This window comes from Dehalobacter sp. DCA, from assembly GCF_000305775.1.
Classification (GTDB): domain Bacteria; phylum Bacillota; class Desulfitobacteriia; order Desulfitobacteriales; family Syntrophobotulaceae; genus Dehalobacter; species Dehalobacter alkaniphilus.
The window spans coordinates 2,864,465-2,891,454 of the sequence record NC_018866.1; the positions used below are offsets into that span (position 1 = coordinate 2,864,465).

At 43.8% G+C, this 26,990-nt stretch carries 22 protein-coding genes; 5 read left to right on the plus strand and 17 right to left on the minus strand.

Annotation, left to right across the window (positions count from 1 at the left end):
• Window positions 1-166: 166 nt before the first annotated feature.
• The 13 genes from phoU to fba all read right to left on the minus strand — a co-directional run bounded on the left by phoU (window position 167) and on the right by fba (window position 15,818).
• The gene (gene phoU, locus DHBDCA_RS13720; RefSeq protein WP_015044831.1) at window positions 167-844 is read right to left on the minus strand and encodes a phosphate signaling complex protein PhoU; all 678 of its coding nucleotides are present in this window, start codon (window positions 842-844) and stop codon (window positions 167-169) included.
• Between the two features lie 14 nt (window positions 845-858).
• On the minus strand, window positions 859-1,635 hold the full coding sequence (gene pstB / locus DHBDCA_RS13725; protein WP_015044832.1) for a phosphate ABC transporter ATP-binding protein PstB: 777 nt from the start codon (window positions 1,633-1,635) through the stop codon (window positions 859-861).
• A 19-nt stretch (window positions 1,636-1,654) separates the two neighbouring features.
• Window positions 1,655-2,500, minus strand: coding sequence for a phosphate ABC transporter permease PstA (gene pstA, locus DHBDCA_RS13730; RefSeq protein ID WP_015044833.1), 846 nt, complete (start codon window positions 2,498-2,500; stop codon window positions 1,655-1,657).
• Complete coding sequence (gene pstC, locus DHBDCA_RS13735) at window positions 2,500-3,366, minus strand: phosphate ABC transporter permease subunit PstC (protein ID WP_015044834.1); 867 nt, start codon at window positions 3,364-3,366, stop codon at window positions 2,500-2,502. Before pstC ends, pstA begins: the two co-directional genes overlap by 1 nt.
• 229 nt (window positions 3,367-3,595) lie before the next feature.
• Complete coding sequence (locus DHBDCA_RS13740; RefSeq protein WP_015044835.1) at window positions 3,596-5,365, minus strand: two-component system histidine kinase PnpS; 1,770 nt, start codon at window positions 5,363-5,365, stop codon at window positions 3,596-3,598.
• Window positions 5,365-6,060 (minus strand): response regulator transcription factor, encoded by a 696-nt coding sequence (locus DHBDCA_RS13745; protein ID WP_015044836.1) that lies wholly within the window; start codon window positions 6,058-6,060, stop codon window positions 5,365-5,367. The genes DHBDCA_RS13740 and DHBDCA_RS13745 overlap by 1 nt, the downstream gene beginning before the upstream one ends.
• Window positions 6,061-6,493: 433 nt before the next feature.
• A complete protein-coding gene (locus DHBDCA_RS13750; protein ID WP_015044837.1) occupies window positions 6,494-7,330 on the minus strand; it encodes a phosphate ABC transporter substrate-binding protein in 837 nt (278 codons plus the stop codon).
• Window positions 7,331-7,569: 239 nt separating this feature from the next.
• Window positions 7,570-9,921: an ATP-dependent DNA helicase gene (locus DHBDCA_RS13755; RefSeq protein WP_015044838.1), complete on the minus strand. Its 2,352-nt coding sequence runs from the start codon at window positions 9,919-9,921 to the stop codon at window positions 7,570-7,572.
• 40 nt (window positions 9,922-9,961) lie between these two features.
• On the minus strand, window positions 9,962-10,597 hold the full coding sequence (gene trmB / locus DHBDCA_RS13760) for a tRNA (guanosine(46)-N7)-methyltransferase TrmB (RefSeq protein ID WP_015044839.1): 636 nt from the start codon (window positions 10,595-10,597) through the stop codon (window positions 9,962-9,964).
• Window positions 10,598-10,640: 43 nt separating this feature from the next.
• A complete protein-coding gene (locus tag DHBDCA_RS13765) occupies window positions 10,641-12,005 on the minus strand; it encodes a citrate/2-methylcitrate synthase (RefSeq protein WP_015044840.1) in 1,365 nt (454 codons plus the stop codon).
• Between the two features lie 215 nt (window positions 12,006-12,220).
• Window positions 12,221-12,586, minus strand: coding sequence for a response regulator (locus tag DHBDCA_RS13770; RefSeq protein ID WP_015044841.1), 366 nt, complete (start codon window positions 12,584-12,586; stop codon window positions 12,221-12,223).
• 9 nt (window positions 12,587-12,595) lie between these two features.
• Window positions 12,596-14,716: an ATP-binding protein gene (locus tag DHBDCA_RS13775; RefSeq protein ID WP_015044842.1), complete on the minus strand. Its 2,121-nt coding sequence runs from the start codon at window positions 14,714-14,716 to the stop codon at window positions 12,596-12,598.
• Between the two features lie 175 nt (window positions 14,717-14,891).
• Window positions 14,892-15,818, minus strand: coding sequence for a class II fructose-1,6-bisphosphate aldolase (gene fba, locus DHBDCA_RS13780; RefSeq protein WP_019224607.1), 927 nt, complete (start codon window positions 15,816-15,818; stop codon window positions 14,892-14,894).
• Window positions 15,819-16,250: 432 nt separating this feature from the next.
• On the opposite strand from fba, the gene DHBDCA_RS13785 reads away from it, so the two are divergent.
• Window positions 16,251-16,607: a NusG domain II-containing protein gene (locus DHBDCA_RS13785; protein ID WP_015044845.1), complete on the plus strand. Its 357-nt coding sequence runs from the start codon at window positions 16,251-16,253 to the stop codon at window positions 16,605-16,607.
• Between the two features lie 147 nt (window positions 16,608-16,754).
• Here the strand turns inward: DHBDCA_RS13785 and DHBDCA_RS13790 are convergent, their stop codons facing one another.
• Window positions 16,755-20,546 (minus strand): phosphoribosylformylglycinamidine synthase, encoded by a 3,792-nt coding sequence (locus DHBDCA_RS13790; RefSeq protein ID WP_034377991.1) that lies wholly within the window; start codon window positions 20,544-20,546, stop codon window positions 16,755-16,757.
• A gap of 318 nt (window positions 20,547-20,864) precedes the next feature.
• Between DHBDCA_RS13790 and DHBDCA_RS15915 the strand changes: the two genes are divergently transcribed.
• The 3 genes from DHBDCA_RS15915 to DHBDCA_RS15540 all read left to right on the plus strand — a co-directional run bounded on the left by DHBDCA_RS15915 (window position 20,865) and on the right by DHBDCA_RS15540 (window position 22,223).
• A complete protein-coding gene (locus tag DHBDCA_RS15915; protein WP_144020291.1) occupies window positions 20,865-21,014 on the plus strand; it encodes an ASKHA domain-containing protein in 150 nt (49 codons plus the stop codon).
• Window positions 21,011-21,505: an HD domain-containing protein gene (locus DHBDCA_RS13795; protein WP_015044847.1), complete on the plus strand. Its 495-nt coding sequence runs from the start codon at window positions 21,011-21,013 to the stop codon at window positions 21,503-21,505. The genes DHBDCA_RS15915 and DHBDCA_RS13795 overlap by 4 nt, the downstream gene beginning before the upstream one ends.
• A gap of 568 nt (window positions 21,506-22,073) precedes the next feature.
• A complete protein-coding gene (locus DHBDCA_RS15540) occupies window positions 22,074-22,223 on the plus strand; it encodes a hypothetical protein (RefSeq protein ID WP_167967851.1) in 150 nt (49 codons plus the stop codon).
• Window positions 22,224-22,308: 85 nt separating this feature from the next.
• Here the strand turns inward: DHBDCA_RS15540 and DHBDCA_RS15095 are convergent, their stop codons facing one another.
• The 3 genes from DHBDCA_RS15095 to DHBDCA_RS13805 all read right to left on the minus strand — a co-directional run bounded on the left by DHBDCA_RS15095 (window position 22,309) and on the right by DHBDCA_RS13805 (window position 24,844).
• Window positions 22,309-22,524, minus strand: a complete 216-nt coding sequence (locus DHBDCA_RS15095; RefSeq protein WP_015044848.1) for a hypothetical protein — start codon at window positions 22,522-22,524, stop codon at window positions 22,309-22,311.
• A gap of 73 nt (window positions 22,525-22,597) precedes the next feature.
• A complete protein-coding gene (locus DHBDCA_RS13800; RefSeq protein WP_015044849.1) occupies window positions 22,598-23,536 on the minus strand; it encodes a DUF2935 domain-containing protein in 939 nt (312 codons plus the stop codon).
• 312 nt (window positions 23,537-23,848) lie between these two features.
• Window positions 23,849-24,844, minus strand: coding sequence for an ABC transporter substrate-binding protein (locus tag DHBDCA_RS13805; RefSeq protein ID WP_242824924.1), 996 nt, complete (start codon window positions 24,842-24,844; stop codon window positions 23,849-23,851).
• 271 nt (window positions 24,845-25,115) lie between these two features.
• Between DHBDCA_RS13805 and DHBDCA_RS13810 the strand changes: the two genes are divergently transcribed.
• A complete protein-coding gene (locus DHBDCA_RS13810; protein ID WP_015042137.1) occupies window positions 25,116-26,885 on the plus strand; it encodes an IS1634 family transposase in 1,770 nt (589 codons plus the stop codon).
• The last annotated feature ends 105 nt before the right edge of the window (window positions 26,886-26,990 follow it).

A 26,990-nucleotide genomic window follows, 5' to 3' on the forward strand; every position in this document is an offset into this window, starting at 1 on the left:
TGTTTAAGCTGTGGATAACTTTGTAGAAAAATATCCCTCCATGCGAATTTATTCAGGAAAGCAAAATCTTCCCGTTTTATACGGGAAGATTTATTATATCATCTACAGTTCGTATACTTTCCTTTCAATTCCATGATAAATCAATTGCTTTATCATTCAACATCAATCATTCCATATCAACAAGATTATCATCATTCAGGTCTTTTCTTTTGCCGCTGGCCAGATAGATGGTCCATTCACCCAGATTTGTCACATGGTCGGCTACCCTTTCTAGGGAAAGCGCAACGAGCAGCAGATTGATACCCTGTGAAATATTTTTTTGGTCTTTTTGCATTAAATGCAATAGATCTTCATAGACCAACCTGTATAGTTGGTCTACTTCTTTTTCTTTCACTGCCAGGCTTTGCGCCATTTTCAAATCTTTATTCGTATACGCAATGATACTTTCTCTGAGCATCTCCCGCGCCAGCTTTGCCATCTTAGGAATATCAACCAGCGGCTTCACCAAAGGCTCATCGCTTAATTTAATCGTTACTTCCGCGATATCGACAGCGTGGTCGGCGATGCGTTCGAGGTCGGTAACAATCTTCAGCGCGGTCCCGATGGTTCTCAAATCGCCGGCCATAGGCTGCTGCAGGGCCAGCATGGTTAAACATTTGTCTTCAATCTCAAGCTGAAAATTATCCACAATGTCATCATCCGCCAGGACCTTCTCTGCCAGTTTCAAGTCTCTTTCCTCGAGTGATTTCATCGCGGAGGTGATGATGTTTTCCACGAGATTACCCATCATGAGGACATCATGGCTCAGTTCTTCCAGCGATGTTGCAAATGAATTTCGGGTCATAATACGTTTCCTCCTTATCCGAATCTTCCGGTGACATAGTCCTCAGTCCTTTTGTCCAGAGGCTTGGTAAACAGTTCTTTCGTAACGCCGTATTCTATGACTTCCCCGTTCAGGAAAAATGCCGTGTAGTCTGAAATCCTGGCGGCCTGCTGCATATTATGGGTAACAATAACGATGGTGTATTGTTCTTTAAGATCAAGGATCAGGTCTTCCAGCTTTGCCGTGGAAATCGGATCCAAAGCCGATGCCGGTTCGTCCATCAGCAGGACTTCAGGCTGCACTGCTAGTAAACGCGCAATGACAAGCCGCTGCTGCTGCCCGCCGGATAATTGCAGCCCTGAACGGTTCAGCCGATCCTTGACTTCATCCCAGAGAGCTGCTTCCTTAAGGCTTTTTTCAACAATTTCACTCAGTTTCTGCCTATCTTTCAGGCCATGAGCCCGCGGTCCATAGGCGACATTGTCAAAGATCGACATCGGGAACGGATTTGGCTTTTGAAAAACCATTCCAATTCGTTTGCGGAGTGTCACCGGATCAATATCCGAGGTATAAATATCTTTATTGTCGAGATAAACATTTCCTTTGACGGTTGCTCCTTCGACCAGGTCATTCATCCGGTTTAGCGTTTTCAGGAAGCTGGACTTGCCGCACCCTGAGGGTCCAATCAGCGCAGTAACCTGATTCACAAGGATTGGTAAGCTTATTGCGTGTAAAGCGTGAAAGCTTCCATAATACAATTCCAGGTCTTTGGTTACCATTTTATTATTTGTTTCTGTTAAGTTAGCTAACATTGATTACCACCTCTCTCTGTCAGTGACTCTGGCCGTTTCGCCCTGCAAGCTTCCCCATAAGACTATTGGCCAGAAAATTTATGATAATGATAACGATAATGAGCACTGTAGCACTTGCATAGGCATTCTTGGTCGATATTCCTTCCGACGCTAAGATATAGAGATGAACGGAAAGTGTCCGGGTTGGTTCAAGTATTGAAGTCGGCAATCCTAAGGAGCTGCCTGCGGTCAGGATGACTGCCGCTGTTTCTCCGATTGCCCTCCCAATCCCCAAGATAACACCGGTTGCAATTCCGGGAAGCGCCGAAGGCAAAACAACTTTTCGTATGGTATACCATTTAGTTGCACCAAGTGCAAGACTGCCTTCACGGTATGAGTCCGGCACTGTTTTGATGCCTTCTTCAGCAGCTCTGATAATGGTTGGCAGGACCATAAAAGCCAGTGTCAGCGCACCTGATAGAATGGACCATCCCATCTTCAGGGTAATGACGAGCAGGACAAATCCAAATAAACCGAAAATAATTGAAGGTACAGCAGCCAGTGCTTCTGTGGCAAAACGGATAATTTGTACCAGCCGGCCTTTTTTTACGTATTCCGTCAGGTAGATGGCTGCACCAACTCCTATAGGTGTTGCCAGAACAATGCCTGCTACTGTCAGGTAGATGGTGCCGATAATGATGGAAAAAATTCCGCCTTCCTTGCCCATTCGCTTTGGTTCCTGGGTGATAAAATCCCAGCTTAGCCCGCTGATTCCGTTGATCAGAATATGCGCGATAATACTGAACAAAACCAGAAGCGTACAGATCGCAAATAACCAGAGCAATAATTTTGCTATTTTTTCTTCCAGCCGGGCTGATGCTTTCATTATTGCCACCTGCCTTTTGCACCAAACTGTACGATCAGGTTTAAGATCATGATAAAGATAAACAGGATGATACCGGTGGCAAATAGCGCTTGTTGATGTTCCCCTGAGGCATACCCCATTTCCATCACGATATTTCCTGTGAGCGTACGGATCGGGTCAAATAGAGTCCCGGGTATACGCGTCACGTTGCCTGTGACCATGATGACAGCCATGGTCTCCCCGATTGCTCTTGACATGCCAAGGACGACCCCTGTGATGATGCCCGAACGGGCTACAGGCAGTGATATCCATTTGATAGTCTGCCAGTAATTTGCTCCCAGCGCATAAGATCCGTCTTTATATTCGCTGGGAACCGCACGCAGCGCAGTCTCGGAGAGATTCAGAATGGTAGGCAGGATCATGATGGCCAGAATCAGGGATCCTGCCAAAATGCTAAAACCTGTTCCGCCAAAATGGTTCCGGATTAAAGGAACGATGACTGCCAGGCCATAAAAACCGTAGACAACCGATGGAATCCCAGCCAGCAGTTCGATTGCAGGTCTTATCAGCTTAGCAGCTTTAGGCGGGGCAATCTCAGCCATAAAGATGGCTCCTGCGACCCCGAAGGGAATTCCCAGAACAAGCGCTCCCAAGGTTACAAGTATGGACCCGACCACCATTGGCAGGATCCCATAAATACCATGAGTCGGATCCCATGTTGTTCCGAGGACAAAATTGAAAAATCCTGTTTTCTGCAAAACAGGCCAACCCGAAATGATGACAAATACAGCGATCAGCGCAATGATAAAAATGGCAGCAACAGCACTGAGAAGAAGTATTTTTTCAACGATGATTTCACTTTTTTTAAGGTGAATGCTTTTCTGCATGGATTGGTCTCCTCCGATGATTTTCCTAGTTATACAATAGCAATTATTTGTTGAGAAGACTTTGCGGAATTGTAACGATTTTGTAAATGTACGATATGGAAATATACACATTAATAAAGAATAGATGCCTTATAATCAAGACATCTCTATTATTTACAATATGTTTAATTTGGAAAAAACAGAAAAGCATCCAGGTTAAAAGCCAAAGTTTAACCTGATATTCGTAGACTTATGATTTTTGGGTCAGCATAAAATAGAATCGTGAGCCCCGCCCCAGCGTACTCTCCACCTGTATCCTCGTGCCATGGGTCTCCAGAATATGTTTGACAATCGCCAATCCGAGCCCCGTCCCCCCTTGTTTACGATTCCTGCCTTTATCAACCCGGTAAAACCTTTCAAAAACCCGGGGTAAATCATGCTCCGGAATTCCAGGCCCGGAATCAATTACCTCAAACAGTATTCCGTCAGACTCTTGGGAAGCGACAATTTTGACTTTTTCCCCTATTGCGGAATATTTTATAGCGTTGTCCGTCAAATTTGTCAACACCTGCTCAATCATGCTGTAATCTCCCCAGGCATATGGCAACTTCTCTGGACAAACGACAGTAAGCTCGATTTGCCTGGCTTCAAGCTGGGGTCTTAACTTTACCTCCAGTGAATGCAGTAAAGCACTCACATCAATTTTCTGCCATTCCACCGAATCTTTCCCGGATTCAATTCTGGATAATTCCAGCAGGTCATCAACGAGCATCCGCAGCCGTTCTGATTCTGTCAAGATGATTCTGACAAATTCTCTGGCCGTCTCAGGGTCATCAAGCGCACCATCGAGCAGTGTTTCCGCATATCCTTTGAGTGAGGTGACAGGAGTTTTTAATTCATGAGATACATTGGCAACAAAATCCCTGCGCATTGTTTCCAGTTTTCGGAGATCCGTAATATCATGAAGCACCATGACGGCTCCGATGTTGGTATTTCCCTTTCCGAGAATTGGCGTAATATTGACTTCAATATTTTTTTCGTGCGGAGACAATATTAATAAATGATCCTTGGCGGCCTTGTGCGTTTTCAGTGCCGTATCAATCAGTGTACTTAATTGGTAATTGTTGATAATCTCAATCTGATGCCGATTGACATTTTTCGGTTCGATCTCCAGAATCTTCAGGGCTGCCGGATTAATCAAATCGATCTTACCATCTTCTCTGAGAAAAATAACGCCACTGACCATATTCGCTAAGACCGTTTCAAGCTTACTTTTCCCGGTTGAGACTTCGTCAATCATTTCTTTCAGCTGCTGGGCCATTTGATTTAAAGCCTGCCCAAGTTTCCCGATCTCATCCTGACTGGTCGTGTAGGTACGCAGGCTGAAATCACCCCCAGCAATATTTTGAGCTGCGGCTGTCATTTCCTGAATTGGCTTTGTCAGACGCTGCGATAGCTTAAACCCTAAGATGCCGGCGATTACTGTAGCCATTAAGAGAGCTATGAACAGCATGCTCCACAGTTTGGATAGGGCCGTCGTAATTTCGGTCATCGGAAGTGCCAGGCGAACAAAGCCCTTAATTTCCCCGTCTTTCTCAACAGGCAGCGCCAGATACATCATTTGCGTATTAAGCGTTGTACTTTCTCTCTCCGCTATCCCGACACCTTCGCTGATCGCCTGGTGGATTTCGGGACGCCCGAGATGGTTCTCCATAAGCGTCGGCAGCTGCTCAGAATCACCCAGAACAACGCCATTTGCATCGATCACCGTAACCCTGGTGCTAGTAACGTTTGCAAGATCACCGGTAATTTTTTCAATATCCGAGACCATATTCAGCGAACCAAATTCATCGATAACCATTTCTCTGACCAATTTCGCCTCAACCAAAAGTTTAGCCTGCAGATTTTCAATAAAATAGTTATCGAGCACCTTGATAAGATAAACGCCTGATACAAGCATTGAAAGCAGTGCTAGTGCAATAAAGCCAACTGTGAATTTCATTTTCAGACTTTTCAACATCAGCCTCGCTCCTTAAACCTGTATCCGACCCCGCGAACCGTCTGGATATAAGACGGGTTTTTAGGGTCGGGCTCAATTTTTTCTCGAAGCCTGCTGATATGAACATCAACAATCCTGGTATCACCCGCGAAATCATAGTTCCATACTCTGTCTAACAGCTGATCTCGGCTTACCACTTTTCCTCGATGGCGGATTAAATACTCCAGCAGTTCAAACTCCTTTGGCGTAAGCGGTACAATCTGATCATTCACGCTAATTTCACGTCCGGAAAAATCAACAGCCAGCCTGTCGATCAAAAAAGTCTCGTGGTCAGGTGCTGCCTGAGTCGTTTGGGCCCGCCGCAATAAAGCGCGTACCCGGGCAATAAGCTCTCTCGGACTGAATGGTTTTGTCAGATAGTCATCCCCGCCAAGTTCCAGACCAAGAATTTTATCCAGCTCATCATCTCTCGCCGACAACATAATAACAGGGAGAGAACTGTCTTCTTTCCTGACTGCTTGGCAGATTTCATAGCCATCCATTCCAGGAAGCATAATATCGAGAATAAGCAAATCTGGTTTTTCTGATCGAATTTTCCCCAGTGCTTCAAGTCCATCTCCTGAAACCTGAACTTCAAATCCTTCTTTTTGAAGATTATAACTGATCAGGCGGGCAATCGCTTCTTCATCTTCCACAACCAAGATTCTTTTGCTCATATCGTCCTCCTCGATAAATGCTTCGCATTTATAACGTTTCATCAATAAGAATAAGCCATATCTATTTCATATTATATAACAGCATAAAAACTATTTCATCTCTATGAAAAAAACATGTATTCGTAACGGTGCAAAACGTCTGAATAAACGCTTCATCACTAAATGCAACTTTTGTTCTTTCCATCGGTGATCAATCCCCTATATTTAATCTTATTTGGCTAGCCCATTTTCATCAAAATATTTTTTAAGCGATATGAGCGATCGTGTAACCCGATGAGTGCTAATGGAGAAATCTTCGGGATAAACGTTTAACTGGGTCAGACAGGGTGAAATAATTACTTACCCTGTCTGACCCAAATTATCTTCATTTGTATTGATTGAGTATGCTGCACTCTTTCTATGGATATAGCTGTTGCATTGGACGAATCTTGGGTCATTTGACCAATACAAGACCTTCTTTTTGAATGATGCTTTGTCCTTGATCCGACATGACAAAGTCAATATAGGTCTTCACTGCACCCGAAGGCGCCGCTTTGGTCAGATAGAGGAACGGACGCTGGATTTTGTACGAGCCATTCAGGACATTCTTCGCATTGGCCTCAATACCTTCTACGGTTACTGCTTTCACAGTGTCATCAATGCTTGCCATCGAAATATAGGCAATCGCATTCACATCACCGGCTACAGAAGTTCTCGCAGCACCAGTGGAGTTCTGGACAATTGCTTTGTCACTGATCGGATTATCTTTGCCCATGACCAGTTCTTCAAATGCTCCGCGTGTTCCGGAACCTGCTTCTCTTGTAATCACATTGATTGTCTGGCTAGCTCCGCCAACTTCTTTCCAGTTGGTGGTTTCACCGCTATAAATCTTTTTAATCTGCTCGATACTCAGATCTTTGACTACGTTTTTGGAATTGACTACGATAGCAACGCCATCCTTACAGATAACGGTTTCCGTCAGACCGGTCTCTTCAGGTTTCAGCTCACGGGAAGAAGATCCGATATCCGCGGTGCCTTCCTGGGCAGCTTTGATTCCTGCTCCGGAACCGCCTCCCTGGACGTTAACTTTAATGTTAGGGTTTTTCGCCATGAATGCTTCTGTGAGTGCTTCGGAAATCGGCTGAACCGATGTGGATCCTGCGATGGTAATTTCTGCGGACTCAGTCTGTGCCTGCTGTTGGTCGGATTGGGAAGTGCTGTCTTTGCTTCCGCAGCCGGTGAAAGCTAAAGCCAGAATACCTACCAATATAAGCGTAAACAGTTTTTTCATTTTCAATTCTTCCTCTCATTATTAAAGTTTTCAGTATAAACTGATCTCTTCCAATGTTTTTGCTATATATACAATAACAATTTATTATTGCGTAGACTTTGCGTAATTGTAACGATTCTGTAAATATTGCATAAAAAAAATGCCTCCGATTTATTCTGAGTCATCTTACTATGTCCTATATTTATGTCCTATATTTATGTCTTATATTACTTCTCTCATTCTTTCCCGCTTTTTAGGGATTACCTATACTGCCATGTCTGCCAGAACAATCCCAGGTTTTTCTCAAGAGACTTGCTGTCTTTGATGTTTCTGCGCCGCATCCAGTGTTTTGGAAACAGCTTTATATATTTCTTGTTGCTGTACCGCTCGTCAATAAGCAAAACGGCACCGATATCGTTTTCGCTGCGAATCACCCTGCCGGCAGCCTGCATCACCTTGTTCATTCCGGGATACATATACGCATATTCGTAGCCGAGACCGTTTTTGCTGTTAAAGTAATCCCGAATGATATTCTGCTGAACACTTAGCTGGGGCAGTCCCACGCTTACAATCGCCGTACCAATCAGCCTGCTTCCCTTCAGATCAATGCCTTCGGAGAATATTCCGCCGAGCACGCAGAAAGCTACATAGGTTTTCTCAGGATTCTCTTTGAAACTTAGCAGGAAACGTTCCCGTTCTTCTTCAGCCATTGAAGCTTCCTGGGCCACAGCGGTGATATCGGGACAGGCCGAAGCAAACTCAGCAAAAACATCGTTCATATATTTATACGATGGAAAATAAACAATGTAATTCCCCGTTTTCTGGGCGACAAAGGAACCAATCATCCGGGTAATCTGGTGAGCGCTTTGTTCTCTTTCTTTATATTTGGTCGAAACAGAGTCAGCCGTCAGCACGCAAAGCTTCCGATGATCAAATGGGGAATCGAGAGAGAGAATATGGTCTGCTTCACCTCCGCCAAGTACCTCCCGAAAATATTCCAGCGGAGACAGCGTCGCTGAAAACATCACCGCCGAACTGCCTCTTTTAAGAGCCTCTCCCAGCAAAAACGATGGATCAAGGCAGAAAAGCTTCACGGTTACCTCATCCCGCTTGGTTTCCACAAAAGTAACGTATCTTTCATCGTAAAATTCAGTGATTGCTGTAAAACCCAGCACATCAAAATAGAGCTGAAGAAAAGCACTATCCTCGCTTAAGCTTCTGTTTTCCTTAAGCATCAATTCACAAGTTCCGGTGTATTGCTGAAGAAGGCTCAGAAAATCTGCGAGCATTTCCGTCGTAATCAGATAGCCCTGCTCCCCGCATTGATGACGCAGGTCAATCATCCTTTTATTGATGCGGTTCAGGATTTTATCCAACGCTTTATTTCTACCCTTATACGCTTTTTTCACCTGGTAAAAAGCAGTTTTGTCAAGCTTTGCTGAGAACATTTCCCGCGCTCTGTCCACAAGGTTGTGGGCTTCATCGATCAGAAACACATAATCGCCGCTGTTGTCTGCAAAAAAGCGTCTGAGATGTGCTCTCGGATCAAAAACATAGTTGTAGTCACAAATGACGCAGTCCGCCAAAAGCGAAAGATCCAGGGAAAGTTCAAACGGACAGACTGTATGCTTCTGGGCGTATTTCTCAATTACACTTCTGGACAAATCATCAGACTCTTTGATCGCATCTAAAATGGCTGCATTAATTCGGTCGTAATGTCCTTTGGCATATTTACAATACTCGGGATGGCAGACCGACTTTTCACAAAAGCAGATTTTTTCTTTAGCAGTCAGCGTCAAGGTCTTCATTTTCAGACCGCCTTGGCGCATTCTTTCGATTGCCTCTTCCGCAACCTGACGCGTTATCGTTTTGGCTGTCAAATAGAATAGTTTAGAGGTTTTCGCCTCCCCCATCGCTTTGATGGCTGGAAACAGCACCGAGATGGTTTTCCCGGTTCCTGTCGGGGCCTGCACAAACAGCTTCTTTCGGCCGGCTATGGCCCGGTAGGCCTGTACAGCCAACTCCCGCTGCCCCTGCCGGTAGGCCGGGAAAGGAAACTGAAGCGTCTTGATCGAGAGATCCCGAATCTCTGCCCATTCGGCAGAAAAGCTTGCCCATACCGAATACTTTTGAATAAGACTGCCGATAAATTCCGTCAATTCACTGATTGCAAAAAAATTAAGCCATTGTTTGGTTTCATTGGTCTCCAGATTGAAATACGTCAGTTGAACGGCGGCTTCTGTCAGAGCGTTCTGGACAGCGTAAATATACGCATAGCACTTAGCCTGCGCCCAATGAGCGCCGCTGAAATCCTTGTCAATAGAATCCAATGGCAGTACCGTGGTTTTTATTTCTTCAATGACGGTCCGGCCTTCACAGCTGAAAATGCCGTCAGCACGTCCCTCCAGCGTATAATCAATGCCATTGTAACAATATGCTTCAGAAAGCGAAACTTCGCTTCGATAGTCCTCATAGGTTTCACGGTTCCTCTTCTGCAGGATCCGGTGCGCTTTAGCCCCCTCCGCCATCCTGTCCTTGGAAACATACCTGCTGTCAATGTCCCCGCAGCGCATTATTAATTCAACCAGCTGTCTGATCGGAAGCTTAATCATGGTTTCAGTCCATTCTCCCAGAAATAGGTGCGAATCCTATTTATTCATACTTAAAAACGGCAAACTTAATCTTGATCCCCTGACCTGTAAATTTTGTTTCGTATTCGGTCATGATATTTTCTTCAAAACCACTTTGATGCAAATCATATGTCCGGTATAATTCCTGAAAACCGGTCTCCTGAAAATACTGCAGGCTATCTTCAAAAAGTAGTTCATCGTCCGTTTTGAACCAAACCTCCGATCCTTTCTTTACAAAGGTCTGGTACTTCCTCAGAAAGTTAGGATGCGTCAACCTGCGTTTATGGTGCCGTTTGCTGGGCCATGGATTGCAGAAATTAATATAGATTTTATCAATTTCATCCTGTCCGAAAATACTGTCGGTATCTTCAATACGCATGGAAACCAATCTGACGTTAGGCAGCTTGCTTTGATTAAGTTTCCTTAACACACAAACCAGTACTTCCGGGTAGGAATCAATTGCAATATAATTGATATTATCAGTTTTGCCTGCAAGTGATGCGATAAAATCCCCCCGGCCGCAGCCCAGTTCCAAATGAACCGGATCATTATTGTCGAATACTTCATTCCACTTCCCTTTGCATTCCGCAGGGGCTAAAATGGTCTTGGTGTCTTTCTCTAGTTCGGGCTTTGCGCTCCGTTTTCTCCTAAGCCGCAATTATACACTGTCTCCTTCCAATGCTTATCATCGAATAGAGGTCTTACCGTTCCTGCATTACCCTATAATCCTTATCAATAAGGGGACTTTCATAGGCCGGTCTGATGATTTTGTCTGCATTGACCAGTTCTTCCAAACGGTGGGCACTCCACCCGACAATTCTGGCCATCGCAAACAGCGGCGTATACAGTTCCAGCGGAATATCCAGCATACTGTAAACAAAGCCGCTGTAAAAATCCACATTGGCACTGACACCTTTATAAATTTTCCGTTCCTCAGCGATGACCTGAGGAGCGAGTCTCTCAATCATTGCATATAATTCAAAATCACTTCTTCGGTCTCTGTCATCCGCCAGCTTCTCGACAAAGCCTTTGAAGATTTGGGCCCTTGGGTCGGAAATGGAATAAACCGCATGTCCCATCCCATAGATAAGACCTCTTCGGTCAAACACTTCCTTGTTCAAAATCTTCGTTAAATAGCTTTTGACCTCTTCTTCATCCCTAGGGTTGGCAACGTGGGATTTGATATCAGCCACCATCTCGACAACTTTGATATTTGCTCCGCCATGTTTTGGCCCTTTCAGAGAGGATAAGGCCGCCGCAATGACGGAATACGTATCCGAGCCGGAAGAAGAAACGACTCTGGTCGTAAACGTAGAATTATTTCCCCCGCCATGTTCCATATGCAGCACAAGCGCGATATCAAGCACCTTGGCCTCAAGTTCTGTAAATTGTTTATCCGGCCTTAACATTTTCAGGATATTTTGAGCTGTGGAGAGCTGGTCATCAGGTCTGTGGATATAAAAGCTTTCGTTGCATTCATAATGATTGTAGGCATGATACCCGTACACGCACAGCATCGGAAAAATGCTGATCAGCATCAGACATTGCCGCAAAACATTATCTAAGGACACATCGTCTATGGTCTCATCATAGGATGCCAGGGTAAGAACACTCTTTGTCAGAGAATTCATGATATCTCTGCTCGGTGCTTTCATAATGACATCACGCACAAAATTTTTAGGAAGATTTCTGCTTTCCACTAAAATGTCTTTAAAGTGGGCTAATTGTTCTTCATTAGGCAGTGATCCAAACAGAAGCAGATAAGTTATTTCTTCAAAGCCATATTGCTGATTATGTGCAAATCCTTTGACCAAATCAGTGATATTGTATCCCCGGTAAAGAAGTTTTCCGTCACAGGGAATCCGCTTTCCATCAATTTCGTCATGAGACTTGATTAAAGAGATATTGGTTAACCCGGCAAGTACCCCTTCCCCGTTCTTATCTCTTAAGCCGCGTTTTACGCCATACTCATTATAGAGGCTTGGATCAATCCAGCTGTTTTCCTGACAGATCTTGCTGTACTTATGTGTAAAAGAATCAATTGTTTCCTTTTTATTGCACGCCATTTTCTCCTCCGATTCTTGGTTAATCCTGTTTCATTTACCCTATTCGATTGATTATCCTTAAAACATGATATTGCCGTTTTTTCAAACAACTTTATTATACTATCCGAGTTGTTTGTTGTAAATATCATTTATATTACCCTAACAAGAAGGCCAACAAAGAAAGAACTCCCTCTCTTCGTCGGCCTTACATCATTTTTGATTCACACGGATAACTATTATTTTAAACCCAGGACCTGGTTTATAATATTGATTACCTTGTCTTCCTCAAAAGGTTTAATAATGTAATTCTTGGCACCCAATTTAATTGCCTCGAAGACCCTGTCTTTTTGGTTAATTGCGCTTATCATAACCACCCTGGCATTAGGGTACCTGCCGAGCAATTTACCAAGCGCCTCGATGCCGTCTGACAGAGGCATCGTAATATCCATTGTCACAATATCCGGATGCAAATTTCCATATTCAGCCAGAGCCTGCATGCCATTGAGCGCTTCGCCTATGACTTCATGCCCGCCTCTCCCCATGATAGCAGCTAAATTCCTCCTCATAATTGCAGAGTCATCAACGATTAATACCTTAGCCATTTTTCCTCCTCAGTCGTAACTATGAGTGCCGGTTCCAATTGGCAGCAGAAAATTGAATTCTGTTCCAGTGTCAGGATTTGTAACAATATCCAAATGACCATCTATTTTTTCAAGTTCTTGTTTAACGATCGCCATGCCGATGCCGCGTCCCGAAATCATCGATGCACTGTCTTTGCTGGAAAGCCCGTCTTCAAAAATAAGTGGGATAATATCTTTATCGTCCAGCTCTGCCAGTTGTTCTGCGGTAAATACCCCAAGCTCAAGCGCTTTTTGTTTGATTCCTTCCAAGTCTAAGCCTTTGCCGTCATCAGCGATCTTTAATAATATTTGATCTTGAACTAATTTCATTTCGCAGACAACGCGGCCCTTTTCTTCTTTTCCGGCTTTGATTCTGTCTTCCCTGTTTTCAATGCCATGATCTACGCAGTTTGCAAAAATATGAATCAGTGATTTGGTAAAGGCCTGGTACCTTTTTGTATCTACAGGGAACTCTCCGCCTTCTAGTTCAAGAGGATACAACGATTTCTCCAAGCCCTGAGCTAAGCCTTCTACAGTATTCGGGTAAGCAGCTAAAAGCTCTTTGAACGAGCGGTAACGTAATTTCCTTATTTTGTCAATCAGAATATTGGCCTCCTGCGATGGAATAAGCGTCGCTATTTGATCTTCCAATTCAAGCAGTTTTGCTTCCGGAATCTCGATGATTTTATCTCTGGCAATAAAATTCTCCCCTAAGGTTGACTGCAGAATACGCAAACCTTCATTCAGAACATGTTCAAGATTCAAATTTTGCAGGAGCATACCTAAACCAGTACTGGTTGCTGAATCCCTTTGTTCAAAAGATTTGATCTCTTCTTCAAGATGGTGAAGAGAACGAACCATATGCATCATCTCAAACTGGCCAAATTCCCCTTTAAAGGTATGAATCCTTCGTTTGACATCGACAATAACCCGCTGAAGCGGTTCTTTGCAAATAACCAGCTGCGGTACGGTCATCTGGCAAAAACGCTGGTAATCTGAAATAAGTTCCAAAAGGTCATTACGGCTGATAACAGCCTTAACAATCATTTTAAGTGTTTTCCGTTCATTTTCCATTTGTTCCTGCAAAGCACATTTTTCCGTAGCATCCGTTAAGATAACCATCAAAGCTTGTGTTTCTTCCTGACGCTTATCCGCGATAAACTTATATTCGATTTTTATATAGTAGTTATTCAGGAAAATTGCATCCGGCAGAAAAGAAAGGAATACCTCCCTGCGCACCAGGTCATTCTCCTGAAAACATTCCAGAAGAACTTTGTTCACAAAGTCTCTTTGTTCCTGATCCTTCGGATAAATTAAGTCCGGAAAGTTACGTTTATCTAAGTCAGAGCCCAATAATCTCTGGCATTCAATGCTGTATTCAGATTCAATACACAGGTCTGATCCAAAAGACAGGAAGCCCTGCCCGGCATTATTGAGCAGATTTTTCACAGACTGCATACTTTGTTTAAGATTTTTTTCGACGACGCGCCGTCTTCGTATTTCTTCACTGAGCGTGAAGTAAATAAGCAAGCCGAAGAGAACGACCATGGCTGCTGTATAAAGAATGATCTGCCCGACGCGTTTGGCCAGTTCCTGATAAATATATTGGATATCTACATCTGTTCCGACTGCGCCTATGACCTGACCCTCGGCATTGACCAATGGTGCATAGCCGGTAATCAAAGTACCCCAAAGCGTTGAAGTCTGAGCTCTCGTGTGAAAAGCTTTGGTATGCGTATGTGCTGCCGGTGTAGACAGTTCATCGGTCTCACCTAAAGAATCCTTCTCCGAATCGAAAATGTATTCAATTTGGCTGGGTGATATTTGATGTTCGACATAAACATACTTCACTCCGGTTTGAGCTTGAATACGCTGAAAATATGCCTGCATCTCTCTAAAATAATCATTAGGCTCTTTCTTCGCAAGTAACTTTTCATATTCAGTAATATTAATACTGTCAGCGACAACCCGAGAAATGGTCATCGCGTTGATGCCGATATCATCAAGGGTCTTATTATACCAGGACCTGATCAAGAGAATTTGAATTAATACCAGCAAAGCAAGAATAAGAACGTTAACCGTTCTTGCCAGCCTACTCCGATTATTTTCCAATTAATATCCCTACTTATAAAAATTGTTTCTGGGAAAATTCTACATAAATCTACAAAATACCTTTTTCCATTATATCAAATAAAAAAGCAGACTTAAACTGTCTACTTTTTTCGCAATATTTCGTATTTCCACTAAGTATAATCTTTTATTTGTCGTTCCGCTCACTATACTATTCTTAGAGCTGATTACTGCAGTTTAAGACATTAGCAATCTTATGCTTAACCATATTTTTGATGGCTTCTCTAGCCGGTTTTAGATACTGACGGGGGTCAAAATCAGCAGGACTATTCGCCAAATACTCGCGGATTGAAGCCGTCATGGCAAGGCGTAGATCGGTATCAATATTTATTTTGCAGACTCCCATGGTCCCAGCCTTGTGAAGCATATCTTCGGGGACACCTTGCGCTCCCTTGATATCTCCTCCATATTCGTTGCATTTTGCCACAAATTCCGGCAGTACCGTGGACGCGCCGTGTAAAACTAATGGGAAGCCAGGAAGCAGAGAGGCTATCTTTTCAAGACGCTCGAAATCAAGCATGGCTTCTCCCTTGAACTTATACGCTCCGTGACTGGTGCCAATCGCAACAGCTAGGGAATCACAACCAGTTTTATGAACAAATTCGGCAGCCTGCTCCGGATCCGTATAGCTGCTGTCCTTAGCACTGACATTTACTGCATCTTCGATGCCTGCGAGTCTGCCTAATTCGGCTTCCACGACGACGCCTTTCGCATGGGCGTACTCTACAACCTTTTTGGTAACCGCAATATTTTCGGCAAAAGACAGCTTAGAACCATCGATCATCACCGATGTGAAACCGCCGTCAACACAAGCCTTACAAATCTCAAAGTCTTCCCCGTGATCCAAATGCAGGCAGATCGGTAAACCGGTATCCTCCACTGCAGCCTCTACCAGCTTCATCAAGTATATATGTTTGGCATATTTCCGGGCACCCGCAGAAACCTGTAAAATTAAAGGTGCTTTTTCTTCCTTCGCAGCATCAACAATTCCCTGAATAATTTCCATATTGTTAACGTTAAATGCTCCGACAGCACATTTTCCATAGACTTTTTTAAACATTTCAGCAGAAGTTACCAGTGGCATATTAATTCCCTCCAGATATTTTTTATATGTATGCTTTTGCATAGTATTACCCAGTTGAAAATTATTTTTACCGTTTTAGTGACGGCTTAAGTTTATATTAATTGCCTGCAAACTTCAATAGTCCTTATATACTTACTTATTCATTCGACATCATTTTCCTACATTTTTGTTATATACCAATTTATCTTTTCATACTTAAAGGCACCGTTCCCAAAAATCAGCATATTGAATTTGATCCAAAGCAGCCGGCACTCATCGTTTAAATATACGTTGATAATCCATTTTAACAGATATTCCCTTTTGACTTCTCTTGACACTGTTTTGTTTTATCAATTATAGTATGTCTGGAATGTAGATGTTATGTTCTGTTTTCTTGCTCTGTTCAGTCAGACAGCCATATGGAGCGTGCTCAAGGAGGAACCTATAAATATCATGAAGAAACACGATATTATCCTAATTGGTATCATAATCTTACTCGTGCTCATCGGTTTAGGCAGTATAAAATTCCATCAATCCCAAAATGGAAAAGACCTCAGGTTTGCCGAGATCACACAGAATAACGTGCTTATCGAACGTATTGATTTAAATGCAGTCGAGGAACCTCGGGAAATTACCCTTCCAGGCAAGTACCACGAGATTGTTCTGGTGGAAAAAGGCCGCATCAGATTTAAAGAAACCAATTGTCCCGACCAGATTTGTGTCCGGACAGGCTGGCTGGAAAACCCAGGGGACTATGCTGTTTGTCTGCCCAATAAAGCCATTGTCAATATTACCGAGATTAAGAAATAGACTTGTGTTCATTTACCAAAATAAATGCTGCAACAAAACAGGGCGCTTCATTTCATAGAGGCGTCTTTTCTCTTTCTAGGGTATTGCAGACAGAGAGGGCGCATCGAAACTATAGTCGTTGCGCCTACATGATTTGGATCGGAACTATTAATTGAAATAATGGATGCCGCCCTCAAAAATGGATTGGTATTTGTTGCCGGGGACGTTTACAGCAACACCGGTTCCGGTCCGTTCTGAATGCGCCATTTTACCCAATACCCGTCCGTCAGGGCTGGTGATCCCTTCGATGGCTTCAAAGGAACCATTCGGATTATCCTTGATATCGTTACTTACCATTCCATTCAGATCGACATATTGGGTAGCGATCTGCCCGTTCTGAATGAGCTTGCTGATGACTTCCTGACTCGCGACAAATCTTCCTTCGCCGTGTGAAACTGCAATCGTGTGAATCTCTCCCAATTCAACACCGCTAAACCAGGGGGAAAGTGTGGAAACAACCTTGGTCCGGGCCATGCAGGAAACGTGGCGTCCAATCTTGTTATAGGTCAACGTAGGATCTTCTGCGTTTATTTCTTTAATTTCCCCGTAGGGGACAAGTCCCAGCTTGATCAAAGCCTGGAAGCCGTTGCATATTCCGAGCATCAGACCGTCCCGCTGTTTCAGAAGGTTCATGACGGCATCTTTGATGCGTGGGTTGTTAAACAAGGTGGCAATAAATTTTCCCGATCCGTCCGGTTCGTCTCCGGCACTAAAACCGCCCGGAAGCATGATGATCTGGGAGTTATTGATTATTTTGACCATTTCTTTGATCGAGCCTTCAATATCTGCGGCGCTGAGATTTCGAATAACCATGGTTTCGACCAGACCACCGGCTTTCGTGAAAGCTTTGGCAGAATCATATTCACAGTTTGTCCCCGGAAAAACAGGGATAAATACCCGTGGTTTTGCTGCTTTAATCGCCGGTCTGAAAGTACTGCGCTTGTCAAAGCTGACTGCCCGAGGTTTTTCGGTATTTTCGGCATTCTCACCCTTGCTTGGAAAGATTTTTTCCAGCGGCATTTCCCATTGGCCTAGCATATCCGTCAGCAGCAACTCGACTCCGTTGACAGCGATTGCTGGTTTCTCCTGCGTGCAGCCGAGTAATTCGTATTCGACATCGCCAAACAAAGCAGGCAGGTCAGCTTTCTCATCCAATTCCAACAGAATCGAACCATAATCTGTCCGGAACAGGTCTGAAGACTCTATTTGTCTGCTGAAATGGAAACCAATCATATTGCCGAAAGCCATCTCGCTGACGGCACCGGCAATCCCGCCCATTCTGATCGAACGTGAAGAGCGCACCCAGCCTGACTGAATCAAGTCGGAGACTTTTACAAAGTTTTTCGCCGCCATAGCAAAGTCAGGGATTTCCTGTTCGTCCCGGGTCAGTTTCAGCAGGACCACATTGCTTCCGGCCTGTTTGAATTCCTGGGATACGACTTTGCGGGCATCTGCCGTACAAACGGCAAATGCGACCAGGGTGGGCGGGACATTCAGCTCCATAAAGCTGCCCGACATACTGTCTTTTCCGCCTATAGCGGGAATACCCAGCTGCTTTTGAGCATAATAAGCGCCCAATAAAGCACTGAAAGGCTGCCCCCACTTGCCGGCGTCGTTGAGTTTGCCGAAATACTCCTGCAAGGTAAGGCGTATCTTGTGGTAATCTCCGCCTAACGCCACCGCTTTTGTAACGGCATCCAGCACCGCATATAAAGCCCCGTGAAACGGGCTCCATTTGGCCAGTTGCGGGTTATAGCCATACGTCATGATCGTAGCTGTCGTCGTATCACCTTCAAGTACCGGCAGTTTGGCGACCATACCTTCAGCCGGGGACAGCTGGTATTTTCCGCCTAACGGCATAAGTACCGATGCCGCACCGATCGTACTGTCAAATCTCTCGATCAGTCCTTTTTTACTGCAGACATTCAAATCGCCTAGATTAGCATTCCAGGCTTTTCGCAGATCCGGCAGCTCCCGGGCCACTGAGCTGGGGATAGCGTTAAAGTAATTTTGTGTTTCCAGCGGCGCCGCCACTTCAACCTTCGTCTTTTGTTTGACCCCGTTGGTATCCAGAAAGTCACGGCTGAGATCCAGGATCGTCTTGCCCCGCCAGGACATTTTAAGCCGATGATCGCCGGTTACCCGGGCAATAACGGTTGCTTCAAGATTTTCTTCGGTTGCCAGGCTTTTAAATTTGTCCCAATCTTCAGCTGCCAGGACGACAGCCATGCGCTCCTGGGATTCGGAAATCGCCAATTCTGTTCCATCCAGGCTTTCGTATTTCTTTGGCACGGCATCCAGACAGATATCAAGGCCGTCAGTTAGTTCCCCCACGGCAACAGAGACACCGCCGGCACCAAAGTCGTTGCATTTTTTAATAAGCGTACTCACTTCCGGATTGCGGAACAGCCGCTGAATCTTTCTTTCATTCGGCGGATTGCCCTTCTGGACTTCGGCACCGCAGCTGGTCAACGATTCCAACGTATGCTCTTTGGAAGAGCCCGTCGCTCCGCCGCAGCCATCCCGGCCCGTCCTGCCGCCAACCAGAACAATCACGTCACCCTCTTCAGGAGGTTTGCGGATGACGTTTTTTCTGGGGGCAGCACCGATGACCGCACCAATCTCCATTCTTTTAGCGATAAAGCCTTCGTCATAGACTTCGGCGACCTGACCTGTCGCCAGTCCGATTTGATTGCCGTAAGAACTATATCCGGCTGCAGCAACGGTGGTAATCTTTCTTTGAGGCAGTTTACCGGATAAAGTATCTTCGACCTTTACCCGCGGATCGCCGCTGCCGGTGACCCGCATCGCCTGATAGACATAGGTCCGGCCTGATAATGGGTCTCGGATCGCACCACCCAGACAGGTGGCAGCACCGCCAAACGGTTCGATTTCTGTCGGGTGATTATGCGTTTCGTTTTTAAACATCACCAGCCATTCTTCTTCCCGGCCGTTCACCTCGGCAGTCACAACAATACTGCAGGCATTGATTTCATCAGATTCATCCAGATCATTAAGCAGGCCTGCCATTTTGAGCTCTTTCATCCCCATTGTAGCGATATCCATCAGACAAATGTCCTTAGTGGGCAGCTTGTCCTGATATACCTTAGCTCTGGAAGCCTTATAGCAATCGAAAGCCGTTTTGATAGGCCCGGAAAAATTTCCATCCTTGATATCGACTTCTTCAATTTCAGTCTGAAATGTCGTGTGCCGGCAGTGATCGGACCAGTAAGTGTCAATCGTTTTAATTTCGGTCATGGTCGGGTTTCTTTTTTCCGTATTCCGGAAATTGGACTGACAGAACAGCAAGTCTTCGACACTCATGGCGAGATTCATGCGCTGCTGCATCACAGTGATTTCTTCCGGTGTTTTAGTGATAAATTCTTCCATAATTTCTACGTCGGCCGGTTCTGCCGCTTCAAATTCTAGACTCTGCGGTTTTGCCAGCGAAGCTTCCCGCGATTCGACCGGGTTGATGCAGTATTGTTTGATTCTTGCAAAGTCCTGATCAGATAGTCTTCCTTCCAGGATAATCACTTTGGCTGAAGCAATCAGCGGACGCTCTTTCTGGGTCAGCATCTGGATACATTGGGCTGCCGAATCCGCCCGTTGATCATACTGACCCGGCAGATACTCCATCGCAAAAACCCTGTCCCCTGACGAGATGTTCAGCGTTTCCTCGTAAAGGATATCCAAGGGAGGCTCGGCAAAAATAATCGTACGGGATTTCTCATATTCTTCATCGGTAATCCCGGAAATATCATAGCGGTTGATCATTCTGACCCCTTGCAGTCCTGCAATGCTTAAATTATCCCGAAGATCTGCAAAAAGTCCCTGAGCTTCGATGTTGAACCCCTGTTTCTTCTCGACAAACAATCTTTTTACAGCTTGTAACAAAATATAGTACCTCCATTTCTGGTGTGCAAAATTATTCTAACTTCTGTCTTGTACATTTTACGCTCATGCAGTCCATATCACAATACCTGTTTTATTGGCAGACCCACTGCGTCGATTTTGTGATCCGCAGCATAAATACCGAATGGCTGTGCATATTGAGTCGAATATATTCGTTAAGTATTAGTATAATTCGAAAATACTGGCCGTCAAGGGAAAACAGAATGTTCTACAGTTATAAAGTTACCTATTCGAAATAGTTCTTTTACATGTATTTTATAGTAGAATTGACTAAGACAGCGGCCAATACCATGACAGCTTAATCTGGAGTCAGCTATTACCATCGGGCTCTACCCTGATCTTCCCAGAGACATATCTATCCCAGTAGGAAACGGGTCCCTTAAAGGTGCTCGTATGCTGCTGAGGAATGCCGAACGGTTATCTACAGCAGAAATTTCTGGAGGTGCGAAATGAATCATATCGGGCAGGTTATTAACGCTATGATCAATTATTTTATGGGCGACGCGCGGCGCATCAACCATTTTATTAAGGTCTATGGCTTTGCCAAGACCATTGGCGTGCAGGAAGGGCTGGATGAAAGCACGCAGGAAATTCTTGAAATTGCGGCTGTCACTCATGACATTGGGATAAAAAACAGCGAGAAAAAATACAACAGTGCTTCTGGAGGCCACCAACAAGTCGAAGGGCCTCCTGAAGCCAGAAAGTTATTGGAAGATTTGAACTTTGATCCCATGGTCATTGATAGGATTTGCTGGCTGATTGCGCATCACCATACCTATGATAAGATTGACGGACTTGATCACCAGATATTGGTGGAGGCTGATTTCATTGTTAATGCTTTTGAAGATGACCTGTCAGAGATCGCCATTCAAAATGTTTCTGAGAAAATATTTAAGACCGAAACCGGACGAAGATTCCTGAACAAACTATATTTTTCAAAATAACTTGATGATCATAGAATGTACTATCATTCTCATTCAGCAGAGGGATATTGGATCCACTCCAATTACGACGAATAGTGGCATTGGAAGGTTTATCCTTCTAATGCCACTATGGAAAGCTTATGCTTACCTTTGCTTATTTTTTTGTCCTAGGTTAATTACTTGGTACTGTCCACCTGACCATCCCCAACAGCAGTAGCTTTGCCGCCTAATAACGTTATGGAGGATACAGTAGGATCAGTGGTTGCAACTAATATGTCAGAATTACAAGTTTTTCCAATACTATAAGAAATAATAATTTAATATCAATTCAAACACTCTCTGTTTTCTATGATAAGCTTGATCGATTTTTATGGACAATTATTAACATAATTTATGGACAAAACATATAACTATATTGGATATAATTTCCATAAAGAGGAGGTGCGAAAATGGCTTACGAAGGTTTTATCCCTGAAAAACGTGAAAGATTCGAAGGAATTGCTATTGTTGTTGTTATCATTCTTCTGTTAATTGCATTAGGCATCGTTTTCTAAATTAAAAATTAATTAAATGAGAGGAGGAAATTCTTATGTTAGGTAGAGGTGGCTGCTGCTGCAGAACAGTATCCCCGACAATGGCATACCCCATGCCCATGATGGGCTACGACGGTCGTGGAGCTGGCGTTGGTATTATTGCTATCGCCATTTTAATTCTTATCGCTCTAGGTGTTATTTTCTAAACGAATATTTGAATAATCGAGTAGGAGGGGGCGTTTCGCCCCCGACCTCTCACACCACCGCATATGCGGTTCTGCGTACGGCAGTTCAATAGTTTAAGTGCAGTACCTCGTATTTCTTGGCATAGCCGGGGGATTCGAGGTATTTGTCTGTCAACGTATGGTTAAGTATCCCGTTCCCGGCTACTCTCCAGTAGCCTTTGCCAGTGTACCCATTCTTGTGTGCCCAGTAAACTGACATGCCGAGTGTTATCAGGTTCCCGATTCGGGCTTTCGGTTTCTTCCACTGCTTCCAGATATACATCCGTATCCGTCGTTTCAGCCACTTGTTCAGTTCCTGAATTCTGTTTTTCTAATCCTAGAAATATTCTAATGTGTTATAACTGTAAATCCCGTTTTAACCTGTTTAATATTCTTATGTAATGATTAGCTTCTCTCAATACATGATCTGCTAAGAGTGGAATGATTATTGATTTTATCTTACACGTTAGTATCCCTTCTGTACCGGCTGCTTTAAAATCTCTAAATGCTCGGGTCGCCGTAATCGTTGACCGTGTTAAACCGCTAATATCTGTTTTAGTTAAGGATGCTTCCGGCACCTTTTGTTCAAGTGTATTGAATTGCTTGTCAAAGCCTTCTGCTTTAACAATTAGGCCAGATTCAGTTGGATCTAATAATTGACGGATAAACTGTGCGTGTTCCGCCATTTGCCTGTTCCAGAACTTTTCTTCTTCAATAGCCTCCTGAATAAAATCAACCGCCATGTGCCTTTGCAATCGCTCTAAATGATTTATGTAAAATAATGCTTCTCTTCGGATATGGATTATTAACAAGGGAAAATTAAAAGTGAACAATTTACATTGAAGCATTCCGTTAAGTATGTTGGTTTTAAACTGGACCAAAGCATTGGTCAAACTAATGGCTTTCTGATTTAAGGCAGTGACTTGTGCCTCAAGTTGTGCTGGATTTACTCCACCATTTGGGGTTAGTCCGAATTCTTCATTTGTAATAACTGATTCAATCGTGATCCCAGATAGCTCCTCAGTAATTTGTTCAGCTCGTAGCGTTTTATCTGTTATTGATTCCCCTGATCTTAATGTTTCTTCACTGACAACCCCGTTTGCCAAAAATACAGTCTCCCTTAATACTTCAGCAAATTGAGTCTTAAACATATCTGCTTGTTGCGCAAATGCTGCATCCTTCGTCACAAAACCAGCTTCGAGAAATATGGAATGCTCCTTCATAATTCGTCCAAAAAACAAGTGTAATTCCAAGGACTCCCGAACAAAATCTCCAGGCAGTAATATTGCTTTCAATTAAATCCCTCCTTAGTTAACTCTTACGCTAAAACGTATTTTTAAAATAACTCATTTATTCCATTATTTCTAGAAATCTACTCACGTCTCCATTAATGTTAGCCCTTCTTAACTACGGATGAGAGTTTAACAGAGTCATGTTAAGTTCGTTATAATATTCAACTGATATAGAAATAAGAAACCTCTCAGGGTTTCTTATTTTAATTGACATAATAATTTCACTATGATATTTATAAAAAGCATTTATAGGTATTGCTATAGAGGATTTCGCACAAATGTCACAGCAAGAAGTACATATCTAAGATAAATTATTCAGTCGTTTTTTTGATAATAAAAATTCTCATCAGGAAGTTTTCCGCCTATTGAATCCGGCGAATTACCTTGGAGTACCTTTAAATATTTCTCCACTGCCGGTTTAGCATCAATGGCTTTCATATAAAGCATGTTGCATCTGGGAATAAGCTCCGCAGCCACTTCGGGAGATATTCCGATATCATGATTAGCAACCAGTCTGGCAGCCTCTGCTGATTTTTTATTTACCCAATCTATAGAATCAGCATAATCCCGTAAAAACAAGCCAAATTTTTCAGGATCCCGGCCTGCTACCTCTTGCTTAACCACCAAACAAGTATGAGCAAGCGGCGTCTCCTCCCCGTTTATTCGATTCCATTCCTTTTGAATATCCAGAGCAATCTTTATATTGCTATTCGTAGCTGTTAACTCTGATACCCACGGTTCTGTCATTACCATGATTTTGTTGGTATTCGCAATATCGGTTTGAACCTGGTCTGGCTCGATGAATTTAAGGGTTATATCCTTATCCGGATCCACTCCGTTTTGAACCAGCATGTATTTAAACACTGCAAACAACGCTGTACTTGGAACAGCAAAATGCACCTCTTTACCCTTTAAATCAGCCAGACTGCCAATGACAACCCCATTGGTGAGTACATACATAGACCCTTTGGTATTAATCGCCGCCAGTTGATATTGGCCCTCATTATTATAGAGCTTGGCCGCCATATCAGTCGGAATTACCGCTATTTCTATTTCCCCGGCTTGCAGTTTAGCATAAAGTGTATCCGGGCTTTGTTCTATTACATATTTTACCGTGTCGCCAAGTCTAGGATTAGGTTTAATACCGGGTTCCATCATCTTAATCATCCCTACTACGGGTGTTCCCTTTAATACATTAACTTGAAAAGTTGTAGCGGCCGCCTCCTCATAAGATTTCTCCCAAGATTTGCATCCACCCAACGACAAAATCAAAATACCTACAACAAATCCGATTAAGAATATTCTTCTCATTTCCATTCCTTCTTCCAGTACTCGAAATTAATACCTTTCCTTAACTGGTTTTTGGCAAGCAGGGACTAAACAATCCTTGAGTTTTCCTGACTTTAGGACTTATAAGACGAAAAACTGCTAGCACTCAGCCCTGAAAACCGTTTAGATAGCGGAGTTCAGGGCTGATTTTTATGTAGAAAATATATTATATTTTGTCCTATTATGTCCTTTTATATTAGTTGCGATTATGGTATAATAGTTTTAGATATTTTTATCCAGAGGAGCCTTCTGTATGTACGTTGCCATAACAGGCTCGGGCAAGGCCCGGGTCATACAGTTTAGAGAAGATACCCGTATTCCGGGAACAACGAAGAAAAAGACGCATGTCGTGAAGACGATTGGTAACTATGAACGAATGCTCGCTGAGGATCCGGACATTATTGCCAAGCTTAAGGCTGAAGCAGCTGAACTGACAAGGGCAAAGAAGGAAACGAACGCTCCTCTCGCTTTAAGCGTTACCGTTATGGACATCACATCACCTCAGGATGTTGTTCCTTCCTTCAGGTTCGGTCATGCGCTAATCAAACAGCTTTGGAGCACTATGGGGTTAGACGCCTTTTTTCTTGCTAATTGCGGAAAGCGCAATGCTACAGCTGTTGGACAAGCTCTATTCTACCTTGTCGCCCATCGCTGCGCAGATCCTTGCAGTATCCATGCGAGTGCATTGGAACAGAATTCCTATGCGGGTATCCTTTCTCTTGGGATCGATGTCCTTTACGATGTTCTTGATGTACTCTCCCAGCAGAAAGAGGCCATCATAAGCCACCTTGCTGACTTCTTTGAAAAGAAAACCAGCCGCAGTGGTCCTGAAGCATACTATGACGTCACAACGTACGCTTTTGAGAGCACCCGCTGGGGCGAATTACGAATGTTTGGCTTCTCGAAGGATCACAAAAATAACGAAGTTCAGGTGGTCATGGGGCTGCTTTTGGACAACAACGGCATACCCATAACGTATGAACTTTTTCCAGGCAACACGATGGATCAGTGTACTCTGACCCGATCGGTAGAGAAGCTTAAGAGTCTGTACAGGCTGGAAAAGATCACGGTGGTTGCCGACAGAGGACTCAACAGCGGCAGCAATCTTGAGTACCTCTGCAAGGGTGGGCACGACTTCGTCATCAGCTATACTTTAAAGCGTTCTCCTGACTCCTTTAAGGAACTTGTATGGAACGACGAAGGATGGCAAGATAGTGTGGACCTTGCCACAGGGGAGATAACCTCTCGTTCCAAGATCGTAGAGCAAATACTGGAGGTCAAGGTTCCCATAGATCAGGATGAGGAAAGTGCTGAAAAGAAAAAAAGAGGAAGGCCCAGGAAGTACACTATTGAAAAAATTCCCGTAAAGATACACTTAACCTGGTCGGCCAAACGGGCTAACAAAGACAGATCCGACAGGGAACGCGTACTAGAGAAGCTCAAGAAACGCCTTGACAAACCCTATCAGCTTAAGGCTGCAGTAAAACGGGGTTGCAATCAGTTTTTGCAGATGGAGCTTGACACAGAAGATTGGAAGCTGGATGAAGCAAAAATTGAGCAAGCCGCCCGCTATGATGGGTATTATGCGGTCATTACCAACAACCTGAACTTGAGCACAGATGAGGTTTCCAAGATATACGGAGGACTATGGAAGATCGAAGAGAGTTTTAGAATACTTAAGACTGACCTTAGAGCACGACCGGTTTTCGTATGGAATGACGAACATATTAAGGGGCACTTTGCCATGTGTTTCATCGCGTTATGCATACTCCGTTATGCACAGTACTTACTCGAACAATCAATGGGCAAGAGCGTTTCGGCCGCGCAAATCATGGAAGCAATACAGGACCCCCTTGCATTAGTTCAGGGAGAATACCCAAATAATATCGTTACCCCAACCCAAGTTTCCCAGACTTATCTCGATCTCGCATCGATACTCAAACTGACTCCTCTAAAGACAAACATGACACTGACCAAGTTCCGTTCATGCACAAAATTGGATCTAACAATAAACCTAAAATAATAGGACAATTTAAAATCGCTGAATCTCTTGCGCATCAAGTGATTCAGCGATTTTTCGTCTTTTATCTTCTAAAGTCAGGAATTAATACCTTTCCTTAACTGGTTT

Coding starts and splice junctions, on each gene's coding strand:
- phoU (WP_015044831.1), bottom strand. CDS start 844: ATGACCCGAAATTCATTTGCAACATCGCTGGAAGAACTGAGCCATGAT.
- pstB (WP_015044832.1), bottom strand. CDS start 1,635: ATGTTAGCTAACTTAACAGAAACAAATAATAAAATGGTAACCAAAGAC.
- pstA (WP_015044833.1), bottom strand. CDS start 2,500: ATGAAAGCATCAGCCCGGCTGGAAGAAAAAATAGCAAAATTATTGCTC.
- pstC (WP_015044834.1), bottom strand. CDS start 3,366: ATGCAGAAAAGCATTCACCTTAAAAAAAGTGAAATCATCGTTGAAAAA.
- DHBDCA_RS13740 (WP_015044835.1), bottom strand. CDS start 5,365: ATGTTGAAAAGTCTGAAAATGAAATTCACAGTTGGCTTTATTGCACTA.
- DHBDCA_RS13745 (WP_015044836.1), bottom strand. CDS start 6,060: ATGAGCAAAAGAATCTTGGTTGTGGAAGATGAAGAAGCGATTGCCCGC.
- DHBDCA_RS13750 (WP_015044837.1), bottom strand. CDS start 7,330: ATGAAAAAACTGTTTACGCTTATATTGGTAGGTATTCTGGCTTTAGCT.
- DHBDCA_RS13755 (WP_015044838.1), bottom strand. CDS start 9,921: ATGATTAAGCTTCCGATCAGACAGCTGGTTGAATTAATAATGCGCTGC.
- DHBDCA_RS13765 (WP_015044840.1), bottom strand. CDS start 12,005: ATGGCGTGCAATAAAAAGGAAACAATTGATTCTTTTACACATAAGTAC.
- DHBDCA_RS13770 (WP_015044841.1), bottom strand. CDS start 12,586: ATGGCTAAGGTATTAATCGTTGATGACTCTGCAATTATGAGGAGGAAT.
- fba (WP_019224607.1), bottom strand. CDS start 15,818: ATGCCACTGGTAACTTCTGCTGAAATGTTTAAAAAAGTCTATGGAAAA.
- DHBDCA_RS13785 (WP_015044845.1), top strand. CDS start 16,251: ATGAAGAAACACGATATTATCCTAATTGGTATCATAATCTTACTCGTG.
- DHBDCA_RS13795 (WP_015044847.1), top strand. CDS start 21,011: ATGAATCATATCGGGCAGGTTATTAACGCTATGATCAATTATTTTATG.
- DHBDCA_RS15540 (WP_167967851.1), top strand. CDS start 22,074: ATGTTAGGTAGAGGTGGCTGCTGCTGCAGAACAGTATCCCCGACAATG.
- DHBDCA_RS15095 (WP_015044848.1), bottom strand. CDS start 22,524: ATGTATATCTGGAAGCAGTGGAAGAAACCGAAAGCCCGAATCGGGAAC.
- DHBDCA_RS13805 (WP_242824924.1), bottom strand. CDS start 24,844: ATGAGAAGAATATTCTTAATCGGATTTGTTGTAGGTATTTTGATTTTG.
- DHBDCA_RS13810 (WP_015042137.1), top strand. CDS start 25,116: ATGTACGTTGCCATAACAGGCTCGGGCAAGGCCCGGGTCATACAGTTT.